A 13,719-nucleotide genomic window follows, 5' to 3' on the forward strand; every position below is an offset into this window, starting at 1 on the left:
CACCTGCGTAGAAATTAACTTTCAGTTGCCAGCCCCTCCCTCAGAAGTGGCAGACTTAAGAAAAAAGTGCTGCCCTCCCCCACAACGCTCTCCACCCACATCCGCCCCCCGTGCTGCTGTACGATACTGCGACAAATAGCCAGCCCCAAACCAGTACCTCCCTTCTGGCGAGAATCAGAAGCATCAACTTGTTGAAAGCGTTCAAAGACCATCTCCAACTTGTCTGGCGGAATACCCCGCCCTTGGTCTTTCACAGCAATCACGATGTACCACGAGCTCGGAACTGGCAAGTGCGGAGGCGCGGCGGCAGGCTCAGGAGACAACAAAGACGGAGACGACACCGACTTGTGCGCTGCTTTTTCTGCCACATCCAGATTGTGGGTCAACTCCCCACTCAGCCAAACAGTAGCGCCGGAGGGAGAAAATTTTATAGCATTACTGAGTAAATTTGTCAAGGCTTGAATTAGCCGATCGGGAACAGCTTGCAATTGCGCCCCCACAGGCTTCACCGACAGAGTAACTCCCGCCTGCTGAGCCATTCCCTGCATCTCGTCAGTCGCCTGCAACATCAGCTCAGCCACATTGCAAGTTTGTTTGATGACAGTGCTGTAACTCGACTCCATCCGCTCTAAATCCAGGATGTCGTTGACCAACCGCACTAAGCGGTCAGTATTAGTGACAGCAATCTCCAGCATCCGCTTAGCTTTCTGGGGGTAAGCGTCCAGCAGGCCGCTGTTGAGGAGGCCGAGGGCGCCGTGAATCGAGGTCATGGGCGTCCGCAGTTCGTGGCTGACCACAGAGATGAATTCATCTTTCATGCGCTCGACGGCAAGCCGCTCCGTGATATCTTTAAAATTCACCACAGCTCCAATAATTTCGCCTTCTTCTCGCATCGGAGCAACAACGTACTCAACCGGAAAACTGCTGCCGTCTCGCCGCCAAAAAATCTCATCGGTGACGCGCCGCGCCTCTCCGTCTTCCAAGGTGGCTAAAATTTGAGAACTTACCCGGTTCGGCAGCAGTTTGTCCGCCTGCTGTGCGGCGCAGTGTGGGACAAGTTCAGAGCCTGAATTGATGTTTGTTGCAGGTGACAGTTGCTCGATCGCCTTTGAGAATTTTTCATGTGAACGGTGTAAGCTTTCATAGACTGGTCGATCAATCAATTCCTTCGATTCACACCCAGCCATTCTCACCGCCGCCGGATTGACAAAAGTTACTTTTCCCTGTTTGTTCAACCCGCAAATTCCTTCTCCTGCGGAGAACAAAATCATTTCTGTTTGGTGGCGGAGTTGTTCAAAGGCTTTTTCGACTCGCTTGCTGTCGCTGATGTCGCGAGCGATTGTCGAAATGCCCGTTAGCGCTCCAGTGGCGTCTTTAATTGGAGAAATAGTCAGAGACACATCTATCTGTTGGCCGTCTTTCCGCAAGTGCACGGTTTCGTAATGGTCGATGCTGGCTCCAGCCCTAATATTTTCCAGAATTTGGGGCATTTCCTTGGGGCGTTCGGGTATGGCTAAAATCTCGATCGACTTCCCCTTGATTTCCGCCGCACAGTAGCCGTAAATCTTCTCTGCTCCTGCGTTCCAGCTCTGAATTGTCCCGGCGAGGGTTTTGCTGACGATGCCGTCGTCGGAAGACTCGACAATCGAGGCTAAGCGCACGAGTTCGTCTCTAGTTTGCTTGTATTCCGTGATGTCGCGGCCCAAAATCACGATACTTTTGCGTCTGCCGTCGGGGTGAAATACGGGTACTTTAATCACGTCGTAGATTTTCACAGTACCGTCCGATCGGGGAATCATTTCTTCCCCCCTAGAAAGCTTACCTTTTGCCCACGCTTCTCGATCGCTGACCTCGCACGCCTGTAGGGCCTCGCGGTAAAAACTGCTGAATTCTCCTAGCTCAGAATCTGTGAGGCCGTGGTAGTCTATTTTTTCTAGCTCGAACACTTCCAATATCGCTTTATTTGCCTCCAGCCACCTGCCCTCGTGATCTTTGAAGCAGACAATATCTGGCATGGCATTCATCAGCGAGTCGAGATAGGAGTTTTCTGGCGGTACAGCTTCTACCTCCGCCCGCTTGGCGGTTTCCCGTTGCAGGTTTTCGTTTGCCGTTTGCAGCGAATCGATTAACAAACTTTCTGTAAAAGTCCTTTCTTTAATTGCTTCCTGAAGTCTGTGGAGTTCTAGCGACAGCCGCCTGCGGGCCAACAAATTCTCTACCCGCAAGTGCAGTTGGGTGGGTTCGACGGGACTTAAACTTACTATCAAATCGTCTATTCTGCGTTCGAGTTGTTTTGCCTGCTGCGAAAATGGCTGCTCAGAAAGAGCAGGCGTTTGGGATTTACTAACAAGCAAAAACGGTAAAAATATCGGCTCGGCGGCAGCTTTTAATGATTCTACCAGCGGCCCGATGCGATCGAAATTTGCCTCGTCGAGAATGCACAAGTCAAAAGCGATTTGGGGAAAGGGAAATTCGGAGTTGGGATCTAAAGCGCGATCGAGTACAATCACCTCATGCTCGATGTTGAGGTGTGCGATCGGCAAATTAGGTTGTTGGTGGCGATCGACCAATAGCAAAATGCGACTCATTAGTTTGTTAATTTCCCACTGACTAATGATGTGATGTTCGGTAAATTCACCCAGTCTCAGGTTTGTAGTGAGGACTTCAGTCCTCATAAGACAGAGGACTGAAGTCCTAACGCTCGAACCAATTTTATAGCGGTAGAACGACCGGACACAATAGGACTAATGACCAATGACCAATAACTAATGACCAATGACAACTGTCAACTGACAACTGTCAACTGTCAACTGTCTTTTTACGGCATTCCGATCGGAATCAAAGCATCTTCCGGCATACAGGTAGAGTAACGCTCCCCTTCCGATAAAACTGCAATCAGCCTCACCTGCCAGTCGGGCATAATCTGCAAATCCGCCCAGGGCACTGCTATCTCCAAACATTTATCCAATCCCACTTGGGCCCGGCTGAGGCGGGGCTGCCACTCATCCCCCTCTCCTGCTTCGTGAAACGCAATTGATTTCGTCAGCAAATTAACCTCTAACTGATGGTGGAATAGGTAGTTTAGCGGTGCTTCGTCGGGCAAACCCGACAGCGGAATCCGACTGTTTTTCATCGTGCGATCGGGATAAAACCAGAACAAATTTAACTCTGGAGGACAATCAATTCCCGGCCGCACCCCTGCCTTGAAGTCGGCGCGAATGTAAAAATTCAAGTGGTCAACCCCGTACCAAAGCCGCTGAATTGCCGAACTCCGGTGCATCGTACCCCTTGCTCCGCCAACTTCAATCCGACCGGCTTTGTCCCAATCCTGTTCGTTGCCGATACCGTCAATCACCGGGTGAATAAAGCTCAGCGGCTGGTGGTCGCCTTGAACCTCATGCACCTCTACTTGCCGCCGCACTTCCGGGGGTACGGGCTCGCCAAGAGCCTCGTAAATCGCCGCTACGTGTTCGCGAAATAGCTGGTCGAACATAGCATCTTGGTTCGACGTGTGGCCTTCGCCAAACCACCAGAACCAGTCGGAACCTTCGGCCGCATAAAGCGCTTCCCAAGCTTCTGGGTTGCTTTCTTCTGTGGCCTCTGGATGGTTGGCCAGCATTTGTCTCGCCGCCCCTAACAAGTCCCAAGCCCGATTTTTCGCGGGATCGCCGATCCAAGTTGTCAGGGAACCGTCCACCCAGGAACCGGTGTGCAGTTGGGCTGCGGGTATTGTTTCGGTTGCTGGGAATTTGTCGAGAAATTCCGAAACTGTGACTAATTTGATATCTGGACTGTCGCTGAGAGTTTCATAGAGCGATTCTAAGAACGGTTTGCCGTCCTCGGGATAGAATTCCCAGCAATTTTCGCCGTCTAGGGCGATCGTCACCAACCAGGGATTTTCTAAAGCTGTTTGGCCGTCGGACTGTCGGTGTTTGAGAGTTCTGCCGATCGCCTCCAAGTGTCCCACCAAATCTGACGCTGCTTTTTCCGGTTCCATCGAACCGTAGGTAAACCCAATCAAATCAGACAATCTGTGGTCTCGAAATACGATCGCCAAATCGCCATCTGGAGTTTCTAAACGATAAGGGCGATACAACAATTCTGGTTCGCAAACATTCCCCGCCCCATCCCGGTTAAAAAACTGTTTAATTGTCCACCCCAATACTGCCTCATCCGAGACAATCCATTTAAAACCTTGTTTAGCAATGTAGGGCAAAATTTCCGGGCTGACTGCTTGTTCCGACGGCCACAAACCGCGCGGTTGACAATCAAACCTTTCTTGATACATTTCCCAGGATTTTCTCAAGTGTCTGGGAATATCTTCTGCCCACTCAAACCGGTGTTTTGGCAGCGTCATGTTAGGAATAGCTATGCGCCCGCTGTTGGTATCGGCAAGCAGCGGCAAAATCGGGTGCGTGTACGGGGTTGTGGTGACTTCCAACTGTCCCTCAGCTTGCATTTTTCGGTGCTGGGGAATGATTTTGGCGAGGATTTCTTTTTGTTTTGAGTAGATTTTTTTTCTGTCTACCAAACTAAAATTTTGTCCTTGTTTCAGCCACCCTGCAATCTCGGGGTCGTCCCAAAACAGCGGGTCCATCCAAGCTAAATTGTGCCAGGCCAGCAAGTCGCTAAAATCCTGCAATTTCCAGTTTGCCAAACACCACTGAATGCCTTTTTCCTGCCGCTGAGTGTAGAGTTGAGCGTACCGGGGATGTGGCTGAATCAGGGTGTGGTAATTGGCGTCAAAGAAGTGTTCTAAAATGAACTCTTGTTCTTCGATATTTAAATTTTCTACTGGCTTTAATGTCACCGCCAAGTAAGGGTCTAATGCTCTGTCTGCGATGCAGTCTTCTATCTGCAAAATTAAGGACGGAACCAGGTTTACTGTTTGATGTAGTTTGGGATATTTTGCCAAAATCAGCACTAAATCCAAGTAGTCTTTGACTCCGTGCAGGCGCACCCAAGGCAGTCGGTATTGAGCCTCTTTTGCTGTAGCGGATACTCGGGATTTATACAGCGGTTGGTGTTGGTGCCAAATGAAGGCTACGTAAAGGGGGTGAGACATCGAATTTGGTAATGGGTAATTGGTAATTGAATTTGGTAATTGGTAATGGGTAATTGGTAATTAAATTTGGTAATTGGTAACAGTCAACAGTCAACTGGTAATTTGTAACAGTCAACAGTCAACTGCCAACTGTCAAACGTCAACAGTCAACTGCCAACTGTCAAACGTCAACAGTCAACTGTCAACAGTCAACTGCCAACTGCCAATTGCCAACTGCCAATTGCCAACTGACTAATTACATTACCTGTTCGACTTCGGCAATTTCTGGGATAGCCTCGCGCAGGCGACGTTCAATGCCCATTCTCAGAGTCATTGTGGAACTCGGGCAAGAGCCACAAGCTCCTTGCAGTCTCAGGTGTACCACTGGGCCGTCAATTTCTACGAGTTCGACGTTGCCACCGTCAGATATCAGGTAGGGGCGCATTTCATCGAGAACTGTTTCGACGTTATCTCTGGTTAGTGCTAGTGTCATATTTCGCCTCTGTGATGATTTCTTGCAGTTGATGAAAGTTAGATTTGACTCAAGGACAGCATTCTCAACCCGCGCGGGATTTAAGAAACCGGGTTTTTTGATAAAATACTTAGGCACTCAGGTGAGCCCGCGGCAGGAAACCCGGTTTCTGTCACGCTGATGCTCGATCCCAATTCGCTCTCTAGTTCGATCGTAGCGTTACTTGCCGCCAAATCAAGTTGATTCTGATACGTTAACCAAAAAAACCCGTTTTATTTAAGAAATCGGGTTTTTGATCGCGCTACACTACTGCTGGTTCTAGCAGTTTGACATTGGAGTAGTTGAACTCGGTTGTTGTCAGTTGACCTTTTTCTTTTGCTCGAACTACTTGCTTTGTCATCACATAATAGTCGCCTATCTTCTCAAAGGTATCTTCAAATTCGAGTTCTTTGATGACTTCGTCGGTTTGCGGGTTGCGGAAAACGGCATCGTAGTGGCTAGCCAAAGAACCTTCGGGAGTCTCTAAGCTTTTGTGCGTGTCAATTACGAAAGCCATGCGGCCCATCACCCGGCTGACTTGACAAATTGAGAGACCTCGGATTTTATAGTTAGACCCCATTGAGTCGCCTTGCACTAAAATATCCACAGCGTCGGTGCTGTCCTTCTCGCCCAAAGTGAAGCTATTTTTGCCGTGAGATTTTTCAAATGTCGAGCGCTTGCGGTGGGTAACAATGTCCCGCATTTGGGTGTAAACGCTCTGCTGCACTTCCTCATCTTCAATGCCGCTGACTTCCACGCTCATGTCGGGTTTGATGGAAACATGACCCGTATATACTTCGTCGCCCTGTTTGAGTTCAATATCGGCACTATAACCGGGAAAATTGGCATCCCAGGTATAGCGGTGTTCGTAAGCAGCGCGAAACAAATCGCGAGCGTTGGCTTGCTCTGTCATAAATCCCTCTTTCTCTTGACACCCATCTAGTTTAGCTTAACCGCGAGAAGCCCCACATTCACTGGGTAGGGGAGTTACCCGCACTCCTGGCGAGCACTTCTTGGGGGTGCTGCTGGGCTGGCAATTAGGGCGCCACAAGAATTTACTTTCTCTATCGGTTGCTATGATTTGAAAATAAAGTCCCAAAATGCCTGGTTATTGAGAGCGCGATCGGTCGATCGCCAGACACCAGTCTTAGTTATATCGATTCCGGTTGCACCGGAATCATTGTTGACTGTTGACCCTTCGACTTCGCTCAGGGCATCGCTGTTGACTGTTGACTGTGAGTCAAAAAAATGAAAATTGCGCGAATTATTTGTTGGCAGCTTGATTCGACTTTACGCCCGACGATGAAGCGCGGATTTGATATCATTCCGGCGCAGCCGGAATTGATATTATGGGTTATGTTGAAAAAACTTGTGTCCGCTTTTTAGGGGTTGCACCCGCAGGCAACTATTAGATCCCCCCCCTTAATAAAATGCTAGAAACTGTCTACAAACACTTAGAAACATTGCAGGAACAAGCTAGGGAATTGCCACATCCGCAACAGGCAATTTTCACAAAAATCTTGGGAAATTTATCAAATTCTCTACATGAAATAGCAGGCAGCCACTTGTTTGAAAGCGCGACATATAACGCAGCAAAGCTGGTTGAAATCGAAAAAAATAATCGCCTATTGGAACGCACTGTAGCCCAGCAAGTAGGGCAAATCAGACAGCTACGGGAGCAGTTGGAAAAACAAATCAGCCAGCATCGCAGGGACAATCAAGGGTTAATTAAAAGCGAAGCAAAACTGCAAGCTATGCTGCGTAATTCTCCCGATCTAATTAGCATTGTTGGCTCCGACGGGCGAGTTCGATACCACAGCGGAGCCCTACAGCGACTTTTGGGTTACAACCCAGAAGAAAGAATTGGCAAATTTCACGGCGAGTTAATCCATCCAGACGATTTGCTGGCTTGGCAGACGTATTTTGGTAAGTTGTTAGAATTTCCAGGAATTGGGGGGGCAATCGAATATCGGAAACGCCACGCTGACGGTTCTTGGATCTACATGGAGTCGATAGGTAACAGTTTGCTTTCCGATTCTAGCGTGCAGGGAATTATAATTAATTCGCGGGAAATAGGGGAACGAAAGCAAGCTGAAATCGCAGTCCGAGAGTCGGAACTCCACTACAGAGTTATGTCGCAAATTACTTCGGATTTTGCCTATTCTTTTAAGGGACTGCCCGAGGGCAAGTTCGCCTGCGAGTGGGCGACAGAAGCTTTTGAGCGCTGCACCGGGATCGTTCCTGAAGAATTAGAATCGTTTGGTTGGTGGAACTCCGAACTCGTTCATCCCGACGACAGGGAAATGTTAATTAAACAGTTAGAAGGCTGTACTTTTAGCCGCACTGGAGCTAATGAGTATCGCATTATTAATCAAAAAGGCGAGGTGCGCTGGGTGCGGGACTACTGGCAAGTGGTGTGGGACAAAACTGCTGAACGGGTTGTCCGTTTGTGGGGCGCTTGTCAGGAAATTACCGATCGCAAGCAAGTAGAATTGAAACTGCAACTCGTTAACCAAGTTTTGCAAGCGCAGATAGCATCGGCGCCGCTGGCGATTAACTGTACCAGCAATGACGGCAATACCGTTGTTTGGAACCGCGCCGCCGAACAACTTTTTGGCTGGACTGCGGCTGAGGTTTTAGGGAAACCTTTACCGAATATTCCTGAAGGCCAAAAGCAAGATTTTTACGCGCTGCTAAAGTCTGCGTCTAATGGCAAGCCGCAAAACGGTTTGGAAATATCTTTGTTGAAAAAAGACGGTAGTTCGATCGATGTTTGGCTGTTTGCCGCACGCGTGCGAGATGCGGGCGGTCAGGCTGTCGGCAGTATCAACATATTTTCTAATCTTTCAGAACGCAAGCGCATAGAGGAAGAGCGCCAAAAACTAGCAGCGATGAAAGATATGGAGGAACCTTTTTGGGCGCGCTATGTCAGCCCTCAAAAAACTCCGAAAAAAAAGGGAAGTGGTTCAGTTGACAGTTGACAGTTGACAGTTGACAGTTGACAGTTGACAGTTGACAGTTGACTGCACGGGTAGCGACCTCTACCTGGAAGGAAGAGGATTGGAGTAATGAATAGTCTTCTTTTAATTTCTCCCGATCAGGCTTGGGGCTTTAAACCAATTTTTTCTGGTAATTATATCAAGCACAAGTTAAAAGCATTAAAAGTGTGAAAGTGCAATCTTATGCTTGCCATATCCTTTCCGGTCAAATAACCTATTTGATGGGAGTCGTTCGAGCGGACATAATCTGATAAATACACCGGGCTACTACGTGTAGTAGTTGCTATGCTGTACTGTGTATAGCAGTTGACAGTTGACAGTTGACAGTTGACAGTTGACAGTTTTTAAACTGCATCAAACCGTTGATGCTACAAGGGTCAGGGATCTATTCATGAGCTTATTTCTGTCCTTACCGATGTGGCGATTGCTATAAAACTATAATTCCCTAAAAATAATTGATGAACCAGCTACCGAATTTAGTGAGGGAATCTATCGATAAAGTGTCAGCTTTTTCCAGAGTAAAACTTGTTGGAAGGGTAAATATGAGACTTGTTAAATACGCCACTAGAAGGTTTACTGATGCCCAGATTTTTCCTGACTCCTGAAAGTGGCTAACTCTGCGTGAGTTTGGCAAGCTTCACTTAACTCAATGTAATCTAAGATATTGGAAATTACCTGAGAAAGGTGGATAGCCGAACGGTGAGCTTCTTGGATAAAATCTCTCTCTTCTATGGGATCGTCAGCTTGGTCGTCTATGGTTAGTTGTAGATAGCCGATGATGTGATTTAGGGGAGTGCGGAGCTCGTGAGAGGCCTTCAACAAAAATTGCTTTTTGAGCTGGGATAGTCCTTGTACTCGCTTGCTGCGCTCTTGGTAGAGGGTGGCGAGGGCGATCGCACTTCCTACTTGCTCGGCAAGTTCTTGTGCGAATTCGATCTGGCATTGAGTCCAAGGTCGATCGGCATTACCCTTCCCAGACGATCGACCTTTGCACTGATGCAAGCTAATTATGCCGTTAGGTTGCTCTTGGTAAGCGGTAGCCACCACTAGCAGCGACTGCGGCCCAAAATGGTCATTAGCTGCAAAGGAGTCTACTACCACCGGTTCGAGGGTGGCTAGAGCTTGAAGGAAATGAGGTGCTGCTGTGAGCGAGATTTCCATTCCCAGCATCGGTAAAAATGGTTCTTGGCAGTATTCAGCAGCTACTTTGACTTGCAGGCTAGAACTTTCATAGGGACAAAGGATACAGCGGCTGACACCTAGTGTTTCTCCCAGACTGTTAACTGTTTGCTGCCAGATGGTATTGAGATCCAAGGTTCGACGAATATTTCTGCCAATTTGGAGTAAAAGCTTTTGCGATTGAGCTGATATTTGCTGATTCATAGCAACCCTTTTTCTACTAGACTGGCAAAAGTTTACCACTCCGGCAACAGAGCAGGGAGTTACTGAATTTACCAGCCTGCCGCTGTGCTACTTATGGATTACGTAATTATACTTAAATATTGCCACAGACCGTCAAACATTACTAAGTATTTGCGGTGTCTTTACTAGGATGTGTGGGCTGCCAGCCTACAGATTAAAGATGAGCTGTTATCCGTATTCCCCGGATTTGATTTATGCCAATTCTGGGTGGGATCGGAAGTGGCGTGGGTGATCAATATGAGTCCAAAACTCCCAAGGAGGGAGCTTGGCGACGGATAAAAGTCAAAATTGATACGTTGGTGGGCGATCGAACTGTGGGGAGCATTTCACTTTTGCAGCCAAGCTAGAAATTGGAGTTTTGAGGCAGGAGACAGGAGGCAGGAGCCAGAAGGAAGGAGCAAAAAGAAGTGTTTTTACAAATATGAGATGCTCCCGAACTGTGTTTATAGGATAATTACCAATTATCGATGACCTTTATTCACGCAACGGAACTCACGGATACACGAATATAGCAATTTTTAAGTGAGTAAGATACAGTTTGGTAATTGGTAATTGGTAATTGATATCCATTCCGGTTGTATCGGAATGATTAAACCGCAGAGGACACAGAGGATACAGAGAAAGGGAAGAGAGAGATGAATAATTCCGATGCCAACGGATTTGATATGATAAGAAAGCTGGCGAGTACCTCACGAAAGTTGAGAACCGCTCTAGCAGTTTTTTTTTCGGCTTCCTGATTCCCTATTGCTTCTTAATTTGTGCTGATTCCTGATTCCTGATTCCTTCAAAGTCCTGATGACCAATTACTGATGATCAATTACTGATGATTAATTTTTAAAGAGTGGTTCTTGATAAAGCGGCACAGTAAAAGTAACAGTCGCTCCCAGCCCTTCCCCCATACTGTAAAAATTTACTGTACCCCCCATTGCTTCTACCAGTTTTTGAGAAATAGCCAATCCCAAACCAGTGCCGCCATATTGTCTGGTACGATTGCCGTCTACCTGAAAAAATGACTCAAATAATTTATCCTGCTTGTCGAGAGAAACGCCAATGCCAGTATCAGCAACTCGGATTTTTACCATTCCGGGGAACTGCTGGTTGTCAACAGTTACCTTTTTCTTAATAATTTCGGCACTGATGCGAATTCCCCCTTCCCCGGTAAATTTAATCGCATTGCCCGTGAGGTTCAAGATTACCTGAAGCAGGCGTTGGTAGTTGCCGTACACAATAATCTCGTCCTCCACAGGGGGTTTTTGGATTTGAAATTGCAATCGCTTTTGCTCGACTTGAACCCGTGTAAAATTCTCAACTTGTTGCAACAGTTCACCGAGTTTGACGGGAGCGAGGTCTAACTCCATTTTGCCAGCTTCGATTTTAGCGATATCCAAAATATCGTTAATCACATTGAACAAATGTACTGCTGATCGGTAAGCTTCTTCGATAAATTGGTGCGCTTCTTCGGGGTCATCTGCCATGCCGTCCATAAGCAGTTTTAGGAAGCCGATGATGCCGTTGAGGGGGGTGCGGAGTTCGTGAGAAGTATTAGCAAGAAATTGACTTTTAAGTTGGGAAAGAGCTACGGCTTCGGCGCGGGCTAGTTCTAATTCTTGGTAAAGTGTAGCGTGGGCGATCGCACTGCCGACTTGAGCGACTAACTCGCGGGCGAATTCGAGTTCGACATGACTCCATTTCGGGGAACTGCCGCAGCGGTGCAAACATATCAGTGCATTGGGTTGGTCTTCATAGGAGGTAGCTGCTACGAGCACGGAATGGCGGTGGAAGGGATCGGCGGCAGGGGAGGCGTAATCGACTGCTACTGGTTTTAATGTGGCTAAAGTTTGAATCCACCCTGGCTGTTCGGCTGCGCGCAGTTCTAATCCCAGCATAGAAGAGTAAGCTTCTTGGCGGTACTCAGCTACTACTTTAAAAGTTTTCGATTGGAGATTTTCGATTTGAGCTGGGGAAAGCGGGGGCGAGGAGTCTGTGGCTATTGACTGTTGTAATTCGGCTGCTGCGGTCGATTTTTGCTGATTTTCCGAGGCAAGGAAGGGGGATGTTTCGAGATTTTCGCTGTCTTTTTTGTAGGAACAGATGATGCAGCGACTTGCGTTCAAAACTTGACCCAAGCTGTTAACAGTTTGCTGCCAAATTGTGTCTAAATCGAGGGTTTTGTGCAGGTTTTGAGCGATTTGGGAGATGATTTTACGATCGATTTCCGAGTAGGGAGGGAGCGATCGACCGGGGATACGGCTCGCTGGAAGTGACATTGGTTGGCGGGCGTCCCAGGGGGATGGCAAAGCTCGATAGAGCATGAATTCTGGGGAGTCGGGCCGTCTGTCTGTGGGTTTGTCAGACAGCAGCCTTCCGATAACTAAGACTTTTGCAGCTTTGCCGTTTGAGTCGATCGCCGGAGTGAGTGTCAAATCGAAGAGAAAATATTGTCCGGCGTGGCAAAATGGATAGCTGAACCGTTGCGGCACGAGGGTTTCGAGCGCCCGCCGCAGGATATCGAGATAAGGCGCAGGGGGGATGGGTTGCAGGGTTTCGCTGAGGGGGCGATCGACAATTTGTTCTGCTGTAAGGTTGTACTGCTCGGCTTTTTGCCAGTAAAAAGATAGATATCGACCCCTTGCGTCTTGGGTAAATACTAATTCTGCCCCTAACTCTTGAAAAAAAACTGTAGAGGCGAGGCTCGATCGCCGGAAATCTGTGTTAGAGTCCATCAGAGTAGGGGATGAAAGTAGTTCGGATTTTGGAGTCTTGAGTTTTTTATAAAAGACTCAAGACTCCCCATTGTTTGGGGCTTCTACTGTTAATTTGTGAGTTATTAATCAATTAAAAAGTTGTTGGCTTTTTAATTAAAACATTAATCGCTCCAAACCCACAATTTGCAAGAATTTTAGGCTTCTACTATTGACTTTTGAGTTATTAATGAACTCATCAAATATTAATTCCTTAATTCGGAACTCAACTCAAAACTCACAACTATTCGTTTTCAGCCGTTTTGGGTAATTTAAAGATAAAAATTAAGATTGAGAAATTAGGAATCTGCACCGATTAACTATCAAGTGTGAAAATTACGCCAAAATATGAGGCTGCGAACAACTCTAGTCAGGGAATGGCTCACGCATTTTTTCCCTCACCTGAAATTGTTCCGAGGTTGTGATTTAGCCGAGTTCACTCGCCCGCCACCTGTAGCTTTAGCCACGAAATCTGCAGGAGATCGCCCGCGCGATCTAAATTTCACAGCCTGCTGATTTGCGCGCGCCGTCTGGGGCCAGAGCACCTTAGTCGTTCCATTCACCGCGTGGCGGGACTGGGGGGTTGCGACGCAAACCCAGAGCCAGTTCGTCTTCGCGGCGCTCGCCTCTGAGCCACTGCTTGATTGCTGTTTCAATGACTTTGCTGGGGTCATTCGTCAAGTGCTTAATTTGGTCTAGCAGTTCAGAATCGATATGGATGGACAGTTCGACTTTTTCTGACGAACTGTGGGAAGGTATTCTTGATTCGCTCATAGTTAAAAATCCTAGTTTTAATTCTTAAGTTTCAATTCTTTTCAGGACAACCGGCTGGACTAGATATTTGAAGTCCCTGATTTGCACCCAACCTTTCCTCAACCGCTTAACCGCTTTCTGTACAATGAGAGAGAGAAAAGTTTTTTCCTTTTGGGTGTCCTGGCTCTGTCGGACACTTGAAAGGCTAATAACTGATACTCTTGAGGTTTGCCTCAGTTGTGGTTTCAT

General features: G+C 47.5%; 9 protein-coding genes. 2 read left to right on the forward strand and 7 right to left on the reverse strand.

Annotation, left to right across the window (positions count from 1 at the left end; translation table 11 throughout):
* Positions 1-14: 14 nt before the first annotated feature.
* The 4 genes from QUA58_RS15130 to QUA58_RS15145 all read right to left on the reverse strand — a co-directional run bounded on the left by QUA58_RS15130 (position 15) and on the right by QUA58_RS15145 (position 6,468).
* Entirely contained in the window at positions 15-2,588 is a 2,574-nt protein-coding gene (locus QUA58_RS15130) for a PAS domain S-box protein (protein WP_333394686.1), read from the reverse strand.
* Between the two features lie 230 nt (positions 2,589-2,818).
* The gene (locus tag QUA58_RS15135; protein ID WP_333394656.1) at positions 2,819-5,065 is read right to left on the reverse strand and encodes a glycoside hydrolase; all 2,247 of its coding nucleotides are present in this window, start codon (positions 5,063-5,065) and stop codon (positions 2,819-2,821) included.
* 235 nt (positions 5,066-5,300) lie between these two features.
* Positions 5,301-5,537 carry a NifU family protein gene (locus QUA58_RS15140; RefSeq protein ID WP_006632519.1) on the reverse strand — a complete coding sequence of 79 codons (237 nt, stop codon included), beginning with the start codon at positions 5,535-5,537 and terminating at the stop codon, positions 5,301-5,303.
* A 280-nt stretch (positions 5,538-5,817) separates the two neighbouring features.
* Complete coding sequence (locus QUA58_RS15145; RefSeq protein WP_333394658.1) at positions 5,818-6,468, reverse strand: DUF3386 domain-containing protein; 651 nt, start codon at positions 6,466-6,468, stop codon at positions 5,818-5,820.
* 517 nt (positions 6,469-6,985) lie between these two features.
* Between QUA58_RS15145 and QUA58_RS15150 the strand changes: the two genes are divergently transcribed.
* Positions 6,986-8,536 (forward strand): PAS domain S-box protein, encoded by a 1,551-nt coding sequence (locus tag QUA58_RS15150; RefSeq protein ID WP_333394660.1) that lies wholly within the window; start codon positions 6,986-6,988, stop codon positions 8,534-8,536.
* Between the two features lie 591 nt (positions 8,537-9,127).
* Here the strand turns inward: QUA58_RS15150 and QUA58_RS15155 are convergent.
* Entirely contained in the window at positions 9,128-9,937 is an 810-nt protein-coding gene (locus tag QUA58_RS15155; protein WP_333252435.1) for a GAF domain-containing protein, read from the reverse strand.
* A gap of 233 nt (positions 9,938-10,170) precedes the next feature.
* Between QUA58_RS15155 and QUA58_RS15160 the strand changes: the two genes are divergently transcribed.
* Entirely contained in the window at positions 10,171-10,323 is a 153-nt protein-coding gene (locus QUA58_RS15160) for a hypothetical protein (RefSeq protein ID WP_333252434.1), read from the forward strand.
* Between the two features lie 480 nt (positions 10,324-10,803).
* On the opposite strand, the gene QUA58_RS15165 is transcribed toward QUA58_RS15160, so the two are convergent.
* On the reverse strand, positions 10,804-12,699 hold the full coding sequence (locus QUA58_RS15165) for an ATP-binding protein (RefSeq protein ID WP_333252433.1): 1,896 nt from the start codon (positions 12,697-12,699) through the stop codon (positions 10,804-10,806).
* A 564-nt stretch (positions 12,700-13,263) separates the two neighbouring features.
* The gene (locus QUA58_RS15170; RefSeq protein ID WP_006632513.1) at positions 13,264-13,491 is read right to left on the reverse strand and encodes a type II toxin-antitoxin system CcdA family antitoxin; all 228 of its coding nucleotides are present in this window, start codon (positions 13,489-13,491) and stop codon (positions 13,264-13,266) included.
* Between the last annotated feature and the right edge of the window lie 228 nt (positions 13,492-13,719).

Source organism: Microcoleus sp. N9_A1, assembly GCF_036701795.1.
In the GTDB taxonomy this organism is placed as follows: domain Bacteria; phylum Cyanobacteriota; class Cyanobacteriia; order Cyanobacteriales; family Microcoleaceae; genus Microcoleus.

Bases quoted from the DNA above. Each gene is read 5' to 3' on its own strand.
- QUA58_RS15145 (WP_333394658.1), bottom strand. From the start codon at position 6,468: ATGACAGAGCAAGCCAACGCTCGCGATTTGTTTCGCGCTGCTTACGAA.
- QUA58_RS15135 (WP_333394656.1), bottom strand. From the start codon at position 5,065: ATGTCTCACCCCCTTTACGTAGCCTTCATTTGGCACCAACACCAACCG.
- QUA58_RS15155 (WP_333252435.1), bottom strand. From the start codon at position 9,937: ATGAATCAGCAAATATCAGCTCAATCGCAAAAGCTTTTACTCCAAATT.
- QUA58_RS15165 (WP_333252433.1), bottom strand. From the start codon at position 12,699: ATGGACTCTAACACAGATTTCCGGCGATCGAGCCTCGCCTCTACAGTT.
- QUA58_RS15130 (WP_333394686.1), bottom strand. From the start codon at position 2,588: ATGAGTCGCATTTTGCTATTGGTCGATCGCCACCAACAACCTAATTTG.
- QUA58_RS15170 (WP_006632513.1), bottom strand. From the start codon at position 13,491: ATGAGCGAATCAAGAATACCTTCCCACAGTTCGTCAGAAAAAGTCGAA.
- QUA58_RS15140 (WP_006632519.1), bottom strand. From the start codon at position 5,537: ATGACACTAGCACTAACCAGAGATAACGTCGAAACAGTTCTCGATGAA.
- QUA58_RS15160 (WP_333252434.1), top strand. From the start codon at position 10,171: ATGCCAATTCTGGGTGGGATCGGAAGTGGCGTGGGTGATCAATATGAG.
- QUA58_RS15150 (WP_333394660.1), top strand. From the start codon at position 6,986: ATGCTAGAAACTGTCTACAAACACTTAGAAACATTGCAGGAACAAGCT.